Source organism: Massilia sp. YIM B02763 (genome assembly GCF_030412015.1).
Lineage (GTDB): Bacteria > Pseudomonadota > Gammaproteobacteria > Burkholderiales > Burkholderiaceae_D > Telluria.
Window position 1 is genome coordinate 330,040 of record NZ_JASNRD010000002.1, and the last position, 15,011, is coordinate 345,050.

The window sequence follows — 15,011 nt, forward strand, 5'->3', positions numbered from 1 at the left end:
GCTCACCATCTGGCGTAGGGGATGCCGTTCAGGCCGACCTTGCCCGACGTCGAGTACACGTCGTAGACGTCGTCGCCTTCGCGCGGCTCGGCCGCCTCGCTGGCGTAGCTGCGCTTGCCCCAGGTCTGGGCCTCGCTCAGCGCGGGATCGTCGTTGAACGGGTCGCGCGGCAGGCGGCGCATGAAGTACATCTTGGTCTTCTTCGGGCTGCGCAGGTCCACCGCCCCTTCCACCAGCAGCTCCAGGCGCGGCGGATAGCCGCTGGCGCCCGCCACCTTGGCGATGCGGCCCTCGTCGCCGGCCTTCTTGTAGGCGTCGATGCCGGCGCGGATCTCGCGCAGCGCCGTGCGCAGCTCCTGTTCGTGGCGGCGCTGCACGACGACCTGCGTCACCGGCACGACCAGCGTGCCCAGCAGCGCCAGGATCGCCAGCGTGACCAGCAGCTCGATCAGGGTGAAGCCGCCGCGCCGCATGCTCATTGCTGCGCCGGCGTGCCCGCGTTCGGGATCGTTGAGCGGACCGGCGCGCTGGGCGCCGGCTCGCGCGGCGCCGACACGTCGCGCTCGGGCAGCGGGATCGTCTCGACCGACGGCGTGGCCGGCAGCGAGGTCGCCGGCATGGACGGCGGCGCCTCGGGCAGCGTGCCGCCCGCGCTGACGCTGGTGGCCGGCACCATGCCGCCCTGGTTGCCCTGGGCGGCCGGCGCATTCCATCCCGGCGGCCCGCCGCGGCCGCCGGCCAGGTCCTGCGCGGGCGCGCCGGCCGGCGCGGCATGCGACTGCACGGCCTGGCCCGGGGTGGCCGGGGTGGCCGGGCCGCGGGCGCCGGGCAGCTGGGCGGCGGCGCGCGGCGCCGGGTCCGGGCGGCGGCGGAAGTTGGCCTCGGTACCGGCGCTGAATTCGGCGCTCGACGCGGGCGGGCGCTGCAGCGTGCGGATCAGGTGCGGCGTGATCGACAGCACCACCTCGGTCTTGTTGCGCTCGTCCCGGCTGCTGCCGAACAGGCGCCCCAGCACGGGCACGTCGCCCACGCCCGGCAGCTTGGTGCCGCTGCTGCGGTCCTCGTTCTTGATCAGGCCCGCCAGCACCTGGTTCTCGCCGTCCTTCAGCTGCAGCATGGTGGTCGCCGAGCGCGTGCCGATGCGGTAGGCGGTGGTGCCGCTCTTGGTCTCGATCTGGTCGATCAGGTTGCTGACCTCGAGCGAGATGCGGATGCCGACCTCGTTGTTCAGGTAGATCGTGGGCTCGACGTTCAGCGTCAGGCCCACGTCCACGTAGTTGACCGACTCCGACGCGAAGCCGCCCACGCCCGACGAGATGGTCGTGGTAATGGTCGGCAGCTTGTCGCCGATGACGACCTTCGCCTTTTCCTTGTTGCGCACGCGGATGCGCGGGTTGGCGAGCGTCTGCGAATCGCCGTCCGTCTTGGCGGCCGTGGCCGTGGCCGAAATGCCCGTGACGCCGATATTGCTGCTGTTGAACAGGCGCAGCTGGTCGATGGTGAGCGCGCCGCCGGTCGTATTCATGAGCGGCGCGAAACCGAGGCTGGTGGGCCAGTCCACGCCCAGGTCGAGCAGGCGGTTGCGCTGCACCTCGAGCACCTCGACGTCGAGCATCACCTCGGCCTCGGGCACGTCCTGCAGCGCGATCAGCTGGGACGCCAGCTTCACCGCTTCCGGCGTGTCGCGCAGGATCACGAGATTCAGCTTTTCGTCGACGACGACGTCGCGCGACTTCAGGATCGTCTTGAGCGTGTTGGCGATGGTCTTCGCTTCGGCATTGGCCAGGTAGAAGGTCTTGACCGTCATCTCCTGGTATTCCTTCTGCTTGGCCGCCACGTTCGGGTAGATCAGGATGGTGTTGCCGTCCATGACCTGGCGCTCCAGCTGGTTGCTCATCAGGAGGTAGAACACGGCCGCTTCCACCGTGCTGTTCTTGAGGAACACGGAGGCGCGCTGGTCCGTCTTGACGTCCTTGTCGAACAGGAAGTTCAAGCCCGAGTGGCGCGCGATGACCTCGAAGATCTGCTTGATCGGGGCGTCGCGGAATTCCAGGCTGATCGGCTTGCGGAAGGCGGCCGCCAGCGCCGCGTCGGCGCTCGGCTGGGCCGCCGCGAGGGCGTCGATCTCGGCCAGCAGCGCGCGCGCCGGCTCGGACGACGGCCGCTCGGCCAGGACCGCCCCCACCTTCTGGCGCGCGGGCTCGAGGTCCTTGCGCGCCAGCGCGGCGCGCGCCTCGTCCAGCAGCAGCGCGTGGCGGCGGTCGGCCTCGACCTGGCGCAGGCCGGCGCGGGCGCGGTCGTTGACGGGATCGACGGCCAGCACGCGGCGGTAGTCCTGCTGCGCCAGGTCCGGCTTGCCGTCGGCCAGCGCGCGGTCGGCCTGGGTCAGCAGGCGGTTGACGGCGCCGTCGCGCGCGCGCAGCCAGGCCGCCTTGTAGACGACGTTCTGGGGGTCGGCCGCCAGCGCTTCCTGGTACTTGGCGAGGCCCGCCTCGACGCGGTCCTGGGCGACCAGTTCGTTGCCTTCGCGGTAGGCCTGCTGGGCCGCGCAGCCGGCCAGCAGAAGCGACAGCAGCGCCGGGGCCAGCAGGCGGAACGGGGTCGGGCGGCGCTTGCCGGCCGGATCACGAGCGATCAATCGAATACTCCAATATTGAGCTGCTGAACCTGGTTCAGCGGCAGGTAGGTCAGGGTCATGACGGGCGGCGCGATCGCCTCCACGCGCCAGGTGCCGTCGATGACGTCCTTGTCGTGCACGACGTAGGTACGCTCGCCGCGCGCCAGGTAGACTTCCCAGATGCCGTCGCCCACCGACTTGCCGATGAAGGAGAACGGCAGCGCCGGCGCGACCGGTGGCGGCGGAGCTGCCGGCGGCGGCGGCGGGGGTGGCGGCGGCGTCCAGTCCTGGCGTCCGAACGGGCCGGGGCCATTGTCGCCCGCGCCGAAGCGCGCGTCGCTGTCGCCGATCAGCGTATCGCGCGGGACCAGCGCCAGGATCTGCTGCGCCGGGGTTGCGCCATCCGCGCCATCCGCCGCGGGCCGTGCCGGCGCCGGGGCTGCGGCAGCGGCCGGCGCTGCCGCGGGAACCGCTACGGCAGGCGCCGCCGGGCGCGCGGGACGCTCGACCGCTTCCGCCACCTCGCTGTCCGGGCTGCGGTCGCCGAACGCGACCAGCAGAACGGCGCCGACCAGGGCCGCGCCCAGCGCGACGTGGCGCACGCGCGGGTTCACGGCGTGGCTCCCGCCGGCGTCGCGCTGCCCGCGCCGGCCGCGCCGGCCATGTTGGCGGCGGCGGCGTCGCCGTCGCGCAGGTACAGCGTCAGGCGCAGGCGCGCTTCCACGGCCGTGTCGCCGATCGCCTCGCGGCGGAAGCTGATGTCGTCCAGCGCCGCGAACGGGATCGCGCGCAGCGCCGCCATGGCGAACTGCCAGATCGCCGCGTAGCTGCCCTTGACGGGCAGGTTGACCTGGTAGGTCGTCACCCCCGCGTTGCGGTCGCGGGCCGCCTTGTACTCGCCCTGGCGCAGCGTCAGGCCGGCTTGCTGCGCCAGCGCGAACAGGGTCTTGACTTGCTGCTCGGCATGGCGGCGCTCGCCCAGCGTGCCGTAGAAGGCGGCCAGGTTGTCCTGTTCCGGCATCGCCTTGGCACGCTGCGCGGCGGCGGCCGCGTCTTCCTCGCGGGCGGCGCGCACGGCGGCGGCCGCGGCGGCGGCGCGGGCCGCCGCCTGCGCCTCGCTGCGCGCCTGGAAGGCTGCGCGTTCGCGTTCCAGGCCGGTGCGCGCCACGGCCACCCAGGCCAGCGCGCCGGCCAGCGCGGCGACCAGCAGCCAGGCGCCGACGACCAGCGGATTGGCGCGCATCAGGACCAGGCGCAGGCGCAGGCCGGGCGAGGCGGCGGCAGGCTGCTGGATGCTCATGGCGCAGCCCTCCACTGCGCATCGACCTGGAAGCGGATGGGCCGGTTCGGGTCCTGCTCGTTGATCTCGTGGCGCGCCAGGGCGACGGCGTCGAACCAGTCGAGCCGCTGCAGCGCCTCGACGTAGGCGATCATGTCGTCGCTGCCCTTGGCTTCGGCGGTGATGCGCAGGCTGCGCTTCTTCGCATCCGGTTCCAGCGCCAGCAGCGCCACCGTCGGCGGCGTGGCCGCCTGGACGGCGTCGTGCAGGCCGCGCCACGGCAGGTTCAGTTGCAGCACGGCGGCGTTCACGGCGCCCGCCTGGGCAGCCGGCACCGGCGCGGGCGGGGCCTTCGGCCTGGGCGCCTCGGCGCGGGTGCGCGCCTCGACCTGTTCGACGCGCCGCTCGTGCTCGCGCAATTCCTCGCGATAGTGCAGCGCGGACGTCGCCAGCGGCACGACCAGGACCAGCGCAGCGGCGATGGCGCTCCAGGCATGCGGCGCGCGGAACAGCGCGCGGCGCAGGCCGGGCGGCGCGAAATCGATGCGGACCTTCTTCATGGCGCCCTCCCCGTCAGCGCCAGGCGCGCGCTGTCCGGCCACAGCGGATCGGTCTCGTCCTCGAACAGCGTGCAGGCGAACTTCAGGCGCCCGGCGCTGCTGGCCCAGCCCCGCGGCGCCGGGCCGCAGATCTGCAGGCGCTCGGGCCGGCCCAGGCCCACGCGCAGCGCCTCGCGCGCCACGTGGCCTTCGAGCCAGTCGCGGTCGGCGCCCGCCGGGATCGGGGCGGTGCGCACGGCCGCGAGCTGGCGGCCGTCGTACGCGGCCACGCTCAGCACGCCGCCGTGGACGACGCCAAACCAGGCGTTCGGGCGGCGCAGCTTGCGGTACTGGTTCAGCGCGGCGACGAATTGCGGCACGACCTCGACCAGGACGAAGCCGTGGGTGGCGGCCGCCTGCGCCAGCTGGTCGAGCAACGCCTGCGGCACGGCCGCGGCCAGGAACGGGTGCGCGGCATCCCAGTCGGCGCAGATGCGCCAGCCTGCGGCGCCGCTCCCCGCACTCGTGCCGAACAGCGCCTGGAAGCGCAGCGCGGCCGCTCCTTCCAGGTCGGCCAAGCGGGTCGCACCCTGCGGCGGCGCCACCTGCCACAGGCGCACCAGGTCGTCCGACAGCACCACCGACATGGTCATGCCGCCGACCTCGTGCTCGCCCAGCAGCACGGACAGCGCCACGCCGATCGCGGCCGGATCGGCGCCGCCGGCGCGCACCTGGCCCAGCAGCAGCGCGCGCTCGTGGCGCCAGGCGCTGGTGCGCACGAGCGCCAGGCCGTCGGGCGCGATGCCCAGGCGCAGCGCGCGTCCGCGCAGGGGCTTGAGCAGGGAGGAAAAGGGGCTAGGCATGCAGGGTCACCCGCTTGATTTCCTCGATCGTGGTGGCGCCGCGCCTGACCAGGTCGAGCGCCGCGTGGCGCAGGCTGCGCGTGCCGTTGGCGGCGGCCGCCGCCTTGATGCGGCGGATCGGCTGCTTGTCGACGATCAGTTCGCGGATCTCGTCATTCAGCGTCAGGATCTCGGCGATCGAGCGGCGTCCCTTGTAGCCGGTGCCGCGGCAGTCGCCGCAGCCCACGCCGCGCATGAACAGGTATTCGGAGGCCTCGGTGCGGGTCAGGTGCACGGACGACAGCTCGGCCGGCTCGGGATCGTAGGGCGCGGCGCAGTGCGGGCAATTCATGCGGATCAGTCGCTGGGCCCAGATGCCGTTCAGCGCCGACACGAAGGCGTACGGGTCGATGCCCATGTGGGTGAAGCGGCCGAACACGTCGAACACGTTGTTGGCGTGGACCGTGGTCAGCACCAGGTGGCCCGTCAGCGCCGACTGCACCGCGATCTCGGCGGTCTCGCGGTCGCGGATCTCGCCGACCATGATCTTGTCCGGGTCGTGGCGCAGGATCGAGCGCAGGCCCTTGGCGAAGGTCAGGCCCTTCTTTTCGTTGACGGGGATCTGCAGGATGCCGGGCAGCTGGTATTCGACCGGATCCTCGATGGTGATGATCTTCTCGCGCCCGTTGTGGATCTCGGTGAGGGCCGCGTACAGCGTGGTGGTCTTGCCGGAACCCGTCGGCCCCGTCACCAGCAGCATGCCGTAGGCTTCCTGCGCGAGCGAGCGCAGGGTCACCAGCGAGTCCGCGTCGAAGCCCAGCGCCTCCAGCGTCAGCGACCCGTAGGATTCGATCATGGCGCGCTTGTCGAGCACGCGGATCACGGCATCCTCGCCGTGGATGCTGGGCATGATCGAGACGCGCAGGTCGATGTCGCGCCCGCCCGCCTGCACGCGGAAGCTGCCGTCCTGCGGGATGCGGCGTTCGGCGATATCGAGTTCGGCCAGCACCTTCAGGCGCGAGATGATGTGTTCGGCGAGCTCGATGCCGCCCACCGTCGCGGCGTGGTCGAGCACCCCGTCGACGCGGTACTTGACGGCCAGGCCGCCGGCCGTGCTCTCCAGGTGGATGTCCGAGGCGCCGGCCTTGAGGGCGTCGTACAGCGTCGAGTTGACCAGCTTGACGGCGGGGCTGGCCGCTTCCGACACCGAGGCGAACGACAGCACCGTCGCGCTCTTGCCGTCGCGCCGCTCCTGGCTGCCCGCGCCGCCGTCCCCACCCAGGTTGTCGACGGCGCGCGCCGATTCCTCGTGCTTGCCGAGGTAGGCCTGGATGTCCGACTGCAGCGCCAGGCGCAGGTGCAGATGCAGGTTCAGCGGCGCGGCCGTGCCGGCGCCCGCGCGCGCCTGCAGCCAGGTCTGCAGGTCGAGGTCGAACGGGTCGGCGATCACGCCGGTGAGGCGCCCCGCCCCGTCGCGCAGCAGCACGCAGTGGCGCGCCAGCGCCTGCGCCAGCGGCAGCAGGTCGAACGCGGGCTGCTGGCCGAACATCTCGAGCGTCTCCATCACCTCCAGGCCGAACGGCGCGGCCAGCAGGCGCACGACCTGGCGCGGCTCCTGGCCCGTCAGCGCCTGCAGCTCGTCCACCAGCGAACGCTGCGACTGGCGGCTGCGCGCGCGCGCCTGCACCAGCACGGCGGCGTCGATGGGCGCGCTCGTCGGCGCGCTCGTTGGCTCGTTCATCGGATCGTTCGCGGGCTCGGTCACGACATGTCTCCGGCAAGGTCGAAGATCGGCATGTACAGCAGGACCACGATGGCGCCCACCACCAGCCCGATGGCCGCCATCAGCAGGGGTTCGAAGGTGCGCGTGAAGCGGTCGATCCAGCGCCCGATCTCGCCGTCGTAGAAGGCGGCCGAGCGGGTCAGCATCGGTCCCATGTCGCCGGTGCGCTCGCCCACGCGCAGCATGCGCAGCGAGATCGGCGTGGTCAGGCCGTTGGCCTCGAAGGCATCCGACAGCGGACGGCCCGACTCGACCGCCGCCCGCGCCGCGCGCAAGCCGGCGGCCAGGCCCGGCGAGACCATGCCCTGCACCGTGTCGATGGCGGAGACGATCGTGATGCCGCCTTCGTTGAGCATGCCCAGGGTCAGGTACAGGCGCGACAATTCGTAGATGCGCGCGCGTTCGCCGATGCCGGGCAGGCGCGCCAGCAGGCGCGCCGCGCCGCCTTGCCGCAGCGTGCGCCGCACCGACCACGCGATGGCGGCGGCCACGGCGGCGAAGCCCAGCAGCAGCGGCACCGTATGGTTGCCGGCGAACTGGCCCCACTCCAGCATCATGCGCGACATCAGGGGCAGGCTGCGGCCCGCGCCCTGGTACACCTCGGCGAAGCGCGGCACGACATAGGACATCAGGAACAGGCTGACGCCGCCCCCGACGCACAGCAGGATCACGGGATAGATCGAGGCGCTGACGATCTTGGCGCGCACCGTGTCGATGCGCTGCTGGTATTCGATATAGCGTTCGAGCGCGCGCGGCAGGTCGCTGGTGCCTTCGGCGGCGCGCACGATGCCGACGTACAGCGGCGGGAACAGCGCCGGCTGCTCGGCCAGCACGCCGGAAAAGCGCTTGCCTTCGCGCAGGCCGGCCAGCAGGCGTTCCAGCACGCCGCGGGTGGCCGGCACGGCTTCCTTCTCCAGCAGCGCTTCCAGGCCCTCGACGATGCCCAGGCCCGCCGTCAGCAGCGCCAGCAATTCCTGGCTGAACAGCACCAGCGACAGCTTGCCCTTGCCGCCGGCGCCGCGCAGCAAGGGCGCGCGCGCCGGGGCGATGGCGCTGACGTACAGGCCGCGCGCCTCGACCTGGCGCCGCGCGTCCGCCTCGTCGGGGGCGTCGACCAGCACGCTGGCGATGCTCATGTCGGGCGCGAGGGTACGTACCGCAAACTGCATGGGAAGGAAAACCGCAGGGAGGTGGATGAAGGCAAAGGGTGTTACCCGGAGCTGATGACTGGGAGCGGTTACTGGGAACTGATGTCGGCGTTGTCGCCTTCGCCGCCCGGCTGGCCGTCCTTGCCGAGCGAGAGCACCTCGTACTCGGCCTTCGTGCCCGGGGCGCGATACTGGTAAGTATGGCCCCAGGGATCGACGGGCACACCTTTCTTCAGGTAGGGTCCGTTCCATTTGGCGGCAGCCGTCGGCGGTGCCGTCATCAGGGCGTTCAGGCCTTCCTCGGTGGTCGGATAGCGGCCGACGTCGAGGCGGAAGGTGTCCAGCGACTTCTCGAACGCCTCGATCTGGGCGCGCGCCACGGTGACCTCGGACTTGCCGAGCTGGGAGAAATACTTCGGACCGACGTAGGCGGCCAGCAAGCCGATGATCACGATCACCACCAGCAGTTCGAGCAGCGTGAAGCCTGCGTGGCGGGAACGGGCGGCGACGCGCTGATTCTGCATTCGATACATCAAACTGCTCCTTATTGCCCTAATGTAAAGCTTTGGCACAGGCTACCATGCTCCGGAAGACGGCCACAATGTTTTTATGCAACCAGAAAACCATTGTCGCATTTCCTTCATCGGCTTGCCTGCGAGCTGACGCAATATCACGTCGACGCCGAATGCGGGGCTAGCCATTCCGACAAGCGAAACGCCTGTTTTTCATTGCGCTTCGGAAATATGTAAATTTGCGTATTTTCTTGCCTGGAAACTGTTTTTTGGCTTCGCGCAAGCCATTTCTCATCAAATCTGCCAATTCACGCTGGCACGTCGTCGGCGCGCCACATTGTTTCTCTACCACATCAAAAATTTCTTTGAGGATACTTCATCTATCTTCGTACATCTGTATCCATCTGTCTCCAAATGTCTTTCAAAAATATAATATTTGCACGAAATTAACGAAAAAAAAAATTCCCATAGGAAAAATCGATGCCTACAATAGCTCATCCGTGAACGCAGTCCCTCTCCGAATCATGAAAAATCTTGCCCTCCGCCTCGCCTTCGGTTTCACCTTTGCCGCTTCCCTCGCCGCCTGCGGTTCCGGTGTCGAGGACGCGCAGCAGCTCCAGACCGCCGCCGCCGTGCAGGCCAACGTCGCCGTCGTCGCGGCGAACAGCCCGGCCCCGGATTGCGCCGCCGACGGCTGCAAGGGCCTGCGCATCATCGACGCCAATGCCGAGGTCTATCGCTACGAAGCGATGCGTCGCGCCGCCGCCGAGCCGCAGGGCTGACTCCCAGCCTCACGGCGCCCGGCCGCATCCGGGTCGAGGCGCCATGGCTGCACGTTTTCCAGCAGCCGCAATTCCATGCAGCGGGCCAGCGCATGCGCCCGGTTGGCGACGCCCAGGGTCCGGTAGATACGCTGCAGGTGATTCTTGACGGTCAGCGCGCTGATCCCCAGGATCCGTCCCATCTCTTCATTGCTCTTCCCCTCCCTGAGCCAGCCGACGATTTCCGTCTCGCGCGCGCTCAGGCTGCGCGCCGGCGCCGCGATGCCGTCCGTGCGCAGCGCCGGCAGGCGCGCGAGCGCCAGGTGCAGGTGCGGCACCAGCAGTTCGAGGAAATAGGCATGGCGCCCGTTCGGCCGCATCGGCAGGCCGAGCAGCAGGAACACGCTGCCGCCCTCGCTCGTCTGGCCGGTGCCGTGCACCAGCACGTTGTCGAATCCCAGCAGGCCCAGCTCGCCGCTGAAGGCCTGCAAGCCCCCGCCGCCATCCGGGCGGGCGAAATCCGCCAGCGCCGGCAGCCGCGCGCCCTGCGTGCAGTGGCGCGCAATGCGCAGCAGCAGGCCGTCGCGCGGATCGCGCAGCGCCTGCGCCACGCGCGCGTCGAGTACCGTGCCGTGCAGGCATTCCAGTCTCAGCAAGCCTCCGCCGGGTCCGAACCGCAGGCAGGCCAGCACCTGGTGCGGCAACAGCGCCTGCAGCTGGCCCTGCGACCACAGGAACAGCTGGCCCACGCTCGCCACCCGCAAGCCGGACTCGATCGCGCGCAGCAGGTATTCCTGCTCCAGGCGGCTCAGGATGACGACGCCGTCCATCGGCGCGTCCGCATCGGCCAGGGTTCCCCGCATCCCGTCGCTCATGCCGCGCTCATGCCGCGCCACCGTGCTGCCACGCGACGAAGCGGTAGCCGGTGCCGCGCACGGTCTCGATGTGCTGCTCGTGCCCGCTCGCCTGCAGCGCACTGCGCAGGCGGCCGACGTGGGTGTCGACCGTGCGTTCGTCCAGCACGGCGTGGCGGCCCCATACCTTGTCCAGCAATTGCGAGCGGGTGTGCACACGCTCCGGATGGTGCATCAGGAAGTTCAGCAGGCGGAATTCGACGGGGCCCAGCGCCACCTGGCGCGTTCCCGCCGTCACGCGCTGGGTGCTCGGCTCGAGACGCAGCCCCGCCATCTGCACCGTGTCATGGGCCACGTGCGGGACGCGCCGGCGCAGCACGGCCTGCATGCGCGCCAGCAGTTCGCGCGGATTGAACGGCTTGGTGAGGTAGTCGTCGGCGCCCGATTCCAGCGCCAGGATCTTGTCGTGCTCGCCGCCGCGGCGCGCGACCATGATGATGGGCAGCGCGCGCGTGGCGTCGCTGGCGCGCAGGCGGCGGATCAGCGCCTCGCCCGACTCGCGGGGCAAATCCCACTCCAGCAGCAGCATGTCCGGCAGGCCGTCGTCGATGGCCAGCCGGGCCGATTCGGCATCCATGCAGCTGGCGACCTCGTGGCCGGCGCAGCGCAGGTTCAGTTCCAGCAGCTGGCGGACTGCCGGGTCGGGGTCGACCACGAGGATATGTGCTGCCATGGGTGGATCCGGGCTGGTGAATCGGTACGGCGCTGTTGCCGTCGTGAGGTCTGTCTTCACGACAAGAAAATTTTAATATGCACGAACGAAAACCAGCTGAACAATATGATTTGGCTTGGGGATTCAGAGCTTTGACGAATAAATCGCCGTGTGCTCGCCGTATGCGGCATGCCTAGGGCGATGCGGGTGTGCGGGGTGCGAGGCGGCGCGATCGCGCTGCCGGAGGGAGTTGCGGAAACGCTACATGTAGCAACGCCCTGCCCGCACAGGCGGACAGGGCGCGTGGCCCGATCCGGGAATCAGCGTGCGCGGCGGCGCAGCGTGAAGCCCAGCAGGCCGATGCCCGTGAAGACGCTCAGCAGCGTCGACGGTTCCGGCACGTCGGCGGCCGGCGTGACCAGGGCGATGTCGCCGGCCGTGACGACGGGTTCCGCGCCCGGCAGCAGGTCGATCTGCGCCGCGCCGGCCACCAGGTAGTCCTGGCCCTGGGTCAGGTTGACCGCGAAGGTCGTGCCATCGAAGCCGGACGACGGACCGTCGAAGGCGATGTCGAAGCTGAACAGGCCGCCGAACGTCACGGCCTGCCACAGCCAGGACTGCGCCGACGACATGCTCAGCGTGCCGTCCACGCCGCCCGTCACGCCGGAGGCGTCCAGCACGTCGCCGAAGGCGCCGCCGAAGTTGCTCAGGGTCGCGGTCGACAGGTCGGCGCCGGCGCCGGCATACGTCAGTTCCAGGCCACCGTCGCCGCTGAAGCTCTTGGTGCTGATGCTGACGTGGTACATCGGTCCGGCGAACACGCTGCCGGAGACGAGCGCCAGGGCCAGCAGCGCACGGGAAAACAGGGTCTTGAAGTTCATCATTGCATCATCCTTCGACATCAGAAAGTACCGTTATAGAGTTTGGCGGCGTAGGTCACGGCAACCTTGTTCGGATTGCTGAAACTCAGGCCGAGCGTGACGGATGCGCCCGGGGCGAGCGTGCCCGGCAAGGTCACGTACGGGGCGCCGCCCTGTTCGCCGCTCTTGTTGTCGAGCGTCACGCCGGCCGGCAGGTCCTGCAGCACGTACTGCAGCGGACCGGTCAGCGCGGCGCTGCCCGTGTTCGTCACCGTGACGGTGCCCGCATACTTGGCCGTGAAGCGGTTGATCGTGTAGCCGGAGCGGACGATCTTCACGCTGCCCGTCACGTCGGCCGCGGCCGGCGCCAGGTTCAGGCTCACCACGACCGGATCGTGGTCGGAGGCGCGGAAGGCGTTGTTCACGTACGGGTCGTCGTTCGTGTCGCCCGTGTTGTAGTCGATCGCCGGCGGCTCGTCCGCATTGTTGTGCCATTCGGTCACGCCCGTGACCTGGCCGTCCAGCGAGGCGCTCGCCAGCGCATGGTCGAGGTAGCCGCTCATGCCGTCGAACACATAGGAATACGGGATCGTCGACGGCCGCACGAAGCGCTCCAGCTCGTTGACCATGCCCAGGCTCGTCAGGGCGGCGATCGGGTCTTCGTGGCCGTAGGAATTGAAGTCGCCCACGGCCAGCACGTCCGGGTCGCCCGCGGCCGCGACGACCTTCGGGATGAACACGTTTGCCAGTTGCAGCGCCTGCTGCACGCGGGTGGCGTTCCAGCAGCCCTGGCCGTCGCCGCTGTCCGTATTGCCCGTGCCGCCGCCGCAGCTGCCCTTCGATTTCAGGTGGTTCACCACTAGCGAGAACTTGGCGCCGTTGGCATTGAGCTTGAAGGTCTGGGCCATCGGCGGGCGGTTGTTGACGGCATCGGCGTCCGACATCGCGCCGCCCACCAGGCTCAGCACGGCTGGCTTGTAGATCATCGCCACGCGGATCGCGTCGGTGCCCGTCGCCGGTGGCTTCGGCACATAGGCGTAGACCGTGCCGCCGATCGCCTTGTTGAGGGCGTCGACGAGGTAGGAAACGGTGGTGTCGCCATTGTTCTCGATTTCCATCAGGCCCACCGCGTCGGCATCGATGGCCTTCAGCTCATTGACGATCTTGTCGCGCTGGCGCTGGAACTCGGCGAGGTTGTCGGCGCCGCGGCAATTGCTCTTGCTGGTGCTGCCGCCGACGGTGCAGCCGCGGTTGGTGTTGCCCCAGGCGTCGGCGCCGTTGGTGAAGGTGGTGAAGAAGTTCAGCACGTTGGCGCTGGCGACCTTCACGTTGCCGGCCGCGACTTGCGGCTTGTCCAGGCGCACATTGGTGCGGCTGAAGACGGGGGTCTCGCTCGGCTGCAGCTTGTACCAGGCGCCGCTGCCGCCGGTGGAACCGAAGTCGATCACGCCGGTCAGGCCCGTCACCGTGTCGCCGCTGCGCACGGTGCCGCCCTCGCCCAGGTAGGGGATGTGCTCCGGCGTGACGAAGATATTGTCGTCCAGCACGACCATATTGCGCGCGTTGTCCGCCGCCAGCGCGAGCGCTTCCGGGGTGCCCGGGCGGTAGCGGTTGGTGGGGGTCTCGCGGCGGCCGTTCGACAGGATCAACTCGCCGCGGTCGCCCAGGTAGTTGTTGCCGTTGACGGTCAGCGGATTGACGAAGCGCACGAGCATGCCTTCGTAGCGGCCCAGGTCTTCGCTGCCCAGTTCGATATTGGCCGGGACGACCGCCGGGCCGGCGCCGAGGTTCTGCACCGTGGCCTTGGTCAGTTCCGTGTAGGTGCGGGTAGCTCCGCTGGGCTTGTACTCGCTGATGGTGCCGGTCACGCGCACCAGGTCGCCGACGTTGGCGCTGGTCGTGTCGTAGACATACAGGCCGTCCGAGGTGGTCGGGTCGCCGTCGCCGTTCGGGTCCTGGATGAAGAAGCCAGTGCCGCTGAATTTCTTGGTGATCACGCCGGTCGTAGTCTGCACGGTGTTGGCGTAGGGGCTGGCGCTGCCGCTGCCCTGGATCTGCATGATGGAGAGCTGGCCCGAGACGGCCACGCTGACGGTGCAGCTGGCGCTCTGGCCGGCGTCGTTGGTGAAGGTCACAACCACAGGATAGGTGCCCGCGGCCACGCCCGCGCCCACGGCCAGCGTCGCCGTCGCGCTCTGGCCGGCGGCGTTCGCGCGGACGATGTCGACGAGGCCGATGCCGGCGACGGCGCCGCCCGTGATGCTGATGCCGTCGACGATGCTGTCCTGGTCCTTGGCCGACAGCGGCGCGCCGAAGGCGCTGCCGGCGCTGCCTGCCACCGTGGCCGGGCAGCTCGGGACGATCGGCTGCGGGCCCGGTGCGCCGCCGCACACGTTACGGGCGCTGCCGCTGTTGCGCGGGCTCGGCGCGCCGACGGCGAAGTCGGCGGCGTTGTCGTCGGAGTCGTTGCAGCCGCCGCCGTTGCGCAGGACTGCCGTGGCATTGGTCGGCGCCGCCGTCGGGCCGGACCCTTCGAACGGGGTCGCCGTGGTGCCGAAGCCCACCAGGTCGACGACGCTCGTGGCGCGCGGATCCGTGATCGTGGCCGCGCCGTTCACCAGCACGACCTTGCCGGCCGTGCCGCTCAGATTGATGGTGCCGCTCAGGTCCGGGGTGGGCAACGCATCGCTGCCGCCGCTGCCGGCCGCGCCCTGGATCAGGTAATACTGGCCCGGCTGCAGCGTCACGTCGCCGATCACCGTCTTGTTGGTCCAGCTGTTGCCTGCCGCGGACGCGTATTGCACGCTCCAGCCGCTGATATTGACGGCCTCGGCGCTGCGGTTGAACAGCTCGATGAAATCGTTCTTGTAGGTGGCGCCGCCGTTGCCGCCGCCGCCGTACGCCTGGCTGATGACGACGGGGCCGGGGGCGGCACAGGCTGCGCCGGAAAGACCGGCCAGCAGTGCGGCAAGCACGGTCAGGCGGACGGGGAGATGGGGCGATGCACGATCGGAAGCGCGGTAGGTCATGGTGGTCCTGGTCGGAATGGCAAGCGTTGTCAGCGAAATACTTAACAGAAATGAATAGTAAATGCACAAATTGAC

General features: G+C 69.7%; 14 protein-coding genes. 1 reads left to right on the forward strand and 13 read right to left on the reverse strand.

Translation table 11 applies throughout. The features are described 5' to 3' along the window. Window positions 1-2: 2 nt before the first annotated feature. From QPK32_RS04955 to gspG, 9 genes are all read right to left on the reverse strand, one after another. Window positions 3-479 (reverse strand): type II secretion system protein, encoded by a 477-nt coding sequence (locus tag QPK32_RS04955; protein WP_290411657.1) that lies wholly within the window; start codon window positions 477-479, stop codon window positions 3-5. Beyond that, entirely contained in the window at window positions 476-2,638 is a 2,163-nt protein-coding gene (locus tag QPK32_RS04960; protein WP_308632441.1) for a secretin N-terminal domain-containing protein, read from the reverse strand. The genes QPK32_RS04955 and QPK32_RS04960 overlap by 4 nt, the downstream gene beginning before the upstream one ends. Further along, window positions 2,635-3,231, reverse strand: a complete 597-nt coding sequence (locus QPK32_RS04965; protein ID WP_290411658.1) for a hypothetical protein — start codon at window positions 3,229-3,231, stop codon at window positions 2,635-2,637. The genes QPK32_RS04960 and QPK32_RS04965 overlap by 4 nt, the downstream gene beginning before the upstream one ends. Further along, window positions 3,228-3,917, reverse strand: coding sequence for a hypothetical protein (locus tag QPK32_RS04970; protein ID WP_290411659.1), 690 nt, complete (start codon window positions 3,915-3,917; stop codon window positions 3,228-3,230). The genes QPK32_RS04965 and QPK32_RS04970 overlap by 4 nt, the downstream gene beginning before the upstream one ends. Further along, on the reverse strand, window positions 3,914-4,456 hold the full coding sequence (locus tag QPK32_RS04975; RefSeq protein ID WP_290411660.1) for a PilN domain-containing protein: 543 nt from the start codon (window positions 4,454-4,456) through the stop codon (window positions 3,914-3,916). Before QPK32_RS04975 ends, QPK32_RS04970 begins: the two co-directional genes overlap by 4 nt. Further along, complete coding sequence (locus QPK32_RS04980; RefSeq protein WP_290411661.1) at window positions 4,453-5,298, reverse strand: hypothetical protein; 846 nt, start codon at window positions 5,296-5,298, stop codon at window positions 4,453-4,455. Before QPK32_RS04980 ends, QPK32_RS04975 begins: the two co-directional genes overlap by 4 nt. Next, a complete protein-coding gene (locus tag QPK32_RS04985; RefSeq protein WP_290411807.1) occupies window positions 5,291-7,018 on the reverse strand; it encodes a GspE/PulE family protein in 1,728 nt (575 codons plus the stop codon). Before QPK32_RS04985 ends, QPK32_RS04980 begins: the two co-directional genes overlap by 8 nt. 20 nt (window positions 7,019-7,038) lie before the next feature. After that, window positions 7,039-8,229, reverse strand: coding sequence for a type II secretion system F family protein (locus tag QPK32_RS04990; RefSeq protein ID WP_290411662.1), 1,191 nt, complete (start codon window positions 8,227-8,229; stop codon window positions 7,039-7,041). A gap of 68 nt (window positions 8,230-8,297) precedes the next feature. Then, the gene (gene gspG, locus QPK32_RS04995; protein WP_290411663.1) at window positions 8,298-8,741 is read right to left on the reverse strand and encodes a type II secretion system major pseudopilin GspG; all 444 of its coding nucleotides are present in this window, start codon (window positions 8,739-8,741) and stop codon (window positions 8,298-8,300) included. A gap of 503 nt (window positions 8,742-9,244) precedes the next feature. Here gspG and QPK32_RS05000 point away from each other — a divergent pair. Continuing rightward, window positions 9,245-9,502: a hypothetical protein gene (locus QPK32_RS05000; RefSeq protein WP_290411664.1), complete on the forward strand. Its 258-nt coding sequence runs from the start codon at window positions 9,245-9,247 to the stop codon at window positions 9,500-9,502. Here the strand turns inward: QPK32_RS05000 and QPK32_RS05005 are convergent. From QPK32_RS05005 to QPK32_RS05020, 4 genes are all read right to left on the reverse strand, one after another. Continuing rightward, window positions 9,460-10,356, reverse strand: a complete 897-nt coding sequence (locus tag QPK32_RS05005; RefSeq protein ID WP_290411665.1) for a LuxR C-terminal-related transcriptional regulator — start codon at window positions 10,354-10,356, stop codon at window positions 9,460-9,462. The genes QPK32_RS05000 and QPK32_RS05005 overlap by 43 nt on opposite strands. A gap of 7 nt (window positions 10,357-10,363) precedes the next feature. Beyond that, window positions 10,364-11,068, reverse strand: coding sequence for a winged helix-turn-helix domain-containing protein (locus QPK32_RS05010; RefSeq protein ID WP_290411666.1), 705 nt, complete (start codon window positions 11,066-11,068; stop codon window positions 10,364-10,366). Between the two features lie 299 nt (window positions 11,069-11,367). Continuing rightward, complete coding sequence (locus QPK32_RS05015) at window positions 11,368-11,931, reverse strand: NF038129 family PEP-CTERM protein (protein ID WP_290411667.1); 564 nt, start codon at window positions 11,929-11,931, stop codon at window positions 11,368-11,370. 17 nt (window positions 11,932-11,948) lie between these two features. Next, window positions 11,949-14,936, reverse strand: a complete 2,988-nt coding sequence (locus tag QPK32_RS05020; RefSeq protein ID WP_290411668.1) for an ExeM/NucH family extracellular endonuclease — start codon at window positions 14,934-14,936, stop codon at window positions 11,949-11,951. Between the last annotated feature and the right edge of the window lie 75 nt (window positions 14,937-15,011).

Coding starts and splice junctions, on each gene's coding strand:
- QPK32_RS04985 (WP_290411807.1), bottom strand. CDS start 7,018: ATGAACGAGCCAACGAGCGCGCCGACGAGCGCGCCCATCGACGCCGCC.
- QPK32_RS05005 (WP_290411665.1), bottom strand. CDS start 10,356: ATGAGCGACGGGATGCGGGGAACCCTGGCCGATGCGGACGCGCCGATG.
- QPK32_RS04980 (WP_290411661.1), bottom strand. CDS start 5,298: ATGCCTAGCCCCTTTTCCTCCCTGCTCAAGCCCCTGCGCGGACGCGCG.
- QPK32_RS05000 (WP_290411664.1), top strand. CDS start 9,245: ATGAAAAATCTTGCCCTCCGCCTCGCCTTCGGTTTCACCTTTGCCGCT.
- QPK32_RS05020 (WP_290411668.1), bottom strand. CDS start 14,936: ATGACCTACCGCGCTTCCGATCGTGCATCGCCCCATCTCCCCGTCCGC.
- QPK32_RS04970 (WP_290411659.1), bottom strand. CDS start 3,917: ATGAGCATCCAGCAGCCTGCCGCCGCCTCGCCCGGCCTGCGCCTGCGC.
- gspG (WP_290411663.1), bottom strand. CDS start 8,741: ATGTATCGAATGCAGAATCAGCGCGTCGCCGCCCGTTCCCGCCACGCA.
- QPK32_RS05015 (WP_290411667.1), bottom strand. CDS start 11,931: ATGATGAACTTCAAGACCCTGTTTTCCCGTGCGCTGCTGGCCCTGGCG.
- QPK32_RS04990 (WP_290411662.1), bottom strand. CDS start 8,229: ATGCAGTTTGCGGTACGTACCCTCGCGCCCGACATGAGCATCGCCAGC.
- QPK32_RS04975 (WP_290411660.1), bottom strand. CDS start 4,456: ATGAAGAAGGTCCGCATCGATTTCGCGCCGCCCGGCCTGCGCCGCGCG.
- QPK32_RS04955 (WP_290411657.1), bottom strand. CDS start 479: ATGAGCATGCGGCGCGGCGGCTTCACCCTGATCGAGCTGCTGGTCACG.
- QPK32_RS05010 (WP_290411666.1), bottom strand. CDS start 11,068: ATGGCAGCACATATCCTCGTGGTCGACCCCGACCCGGCAGTCCGCCAG.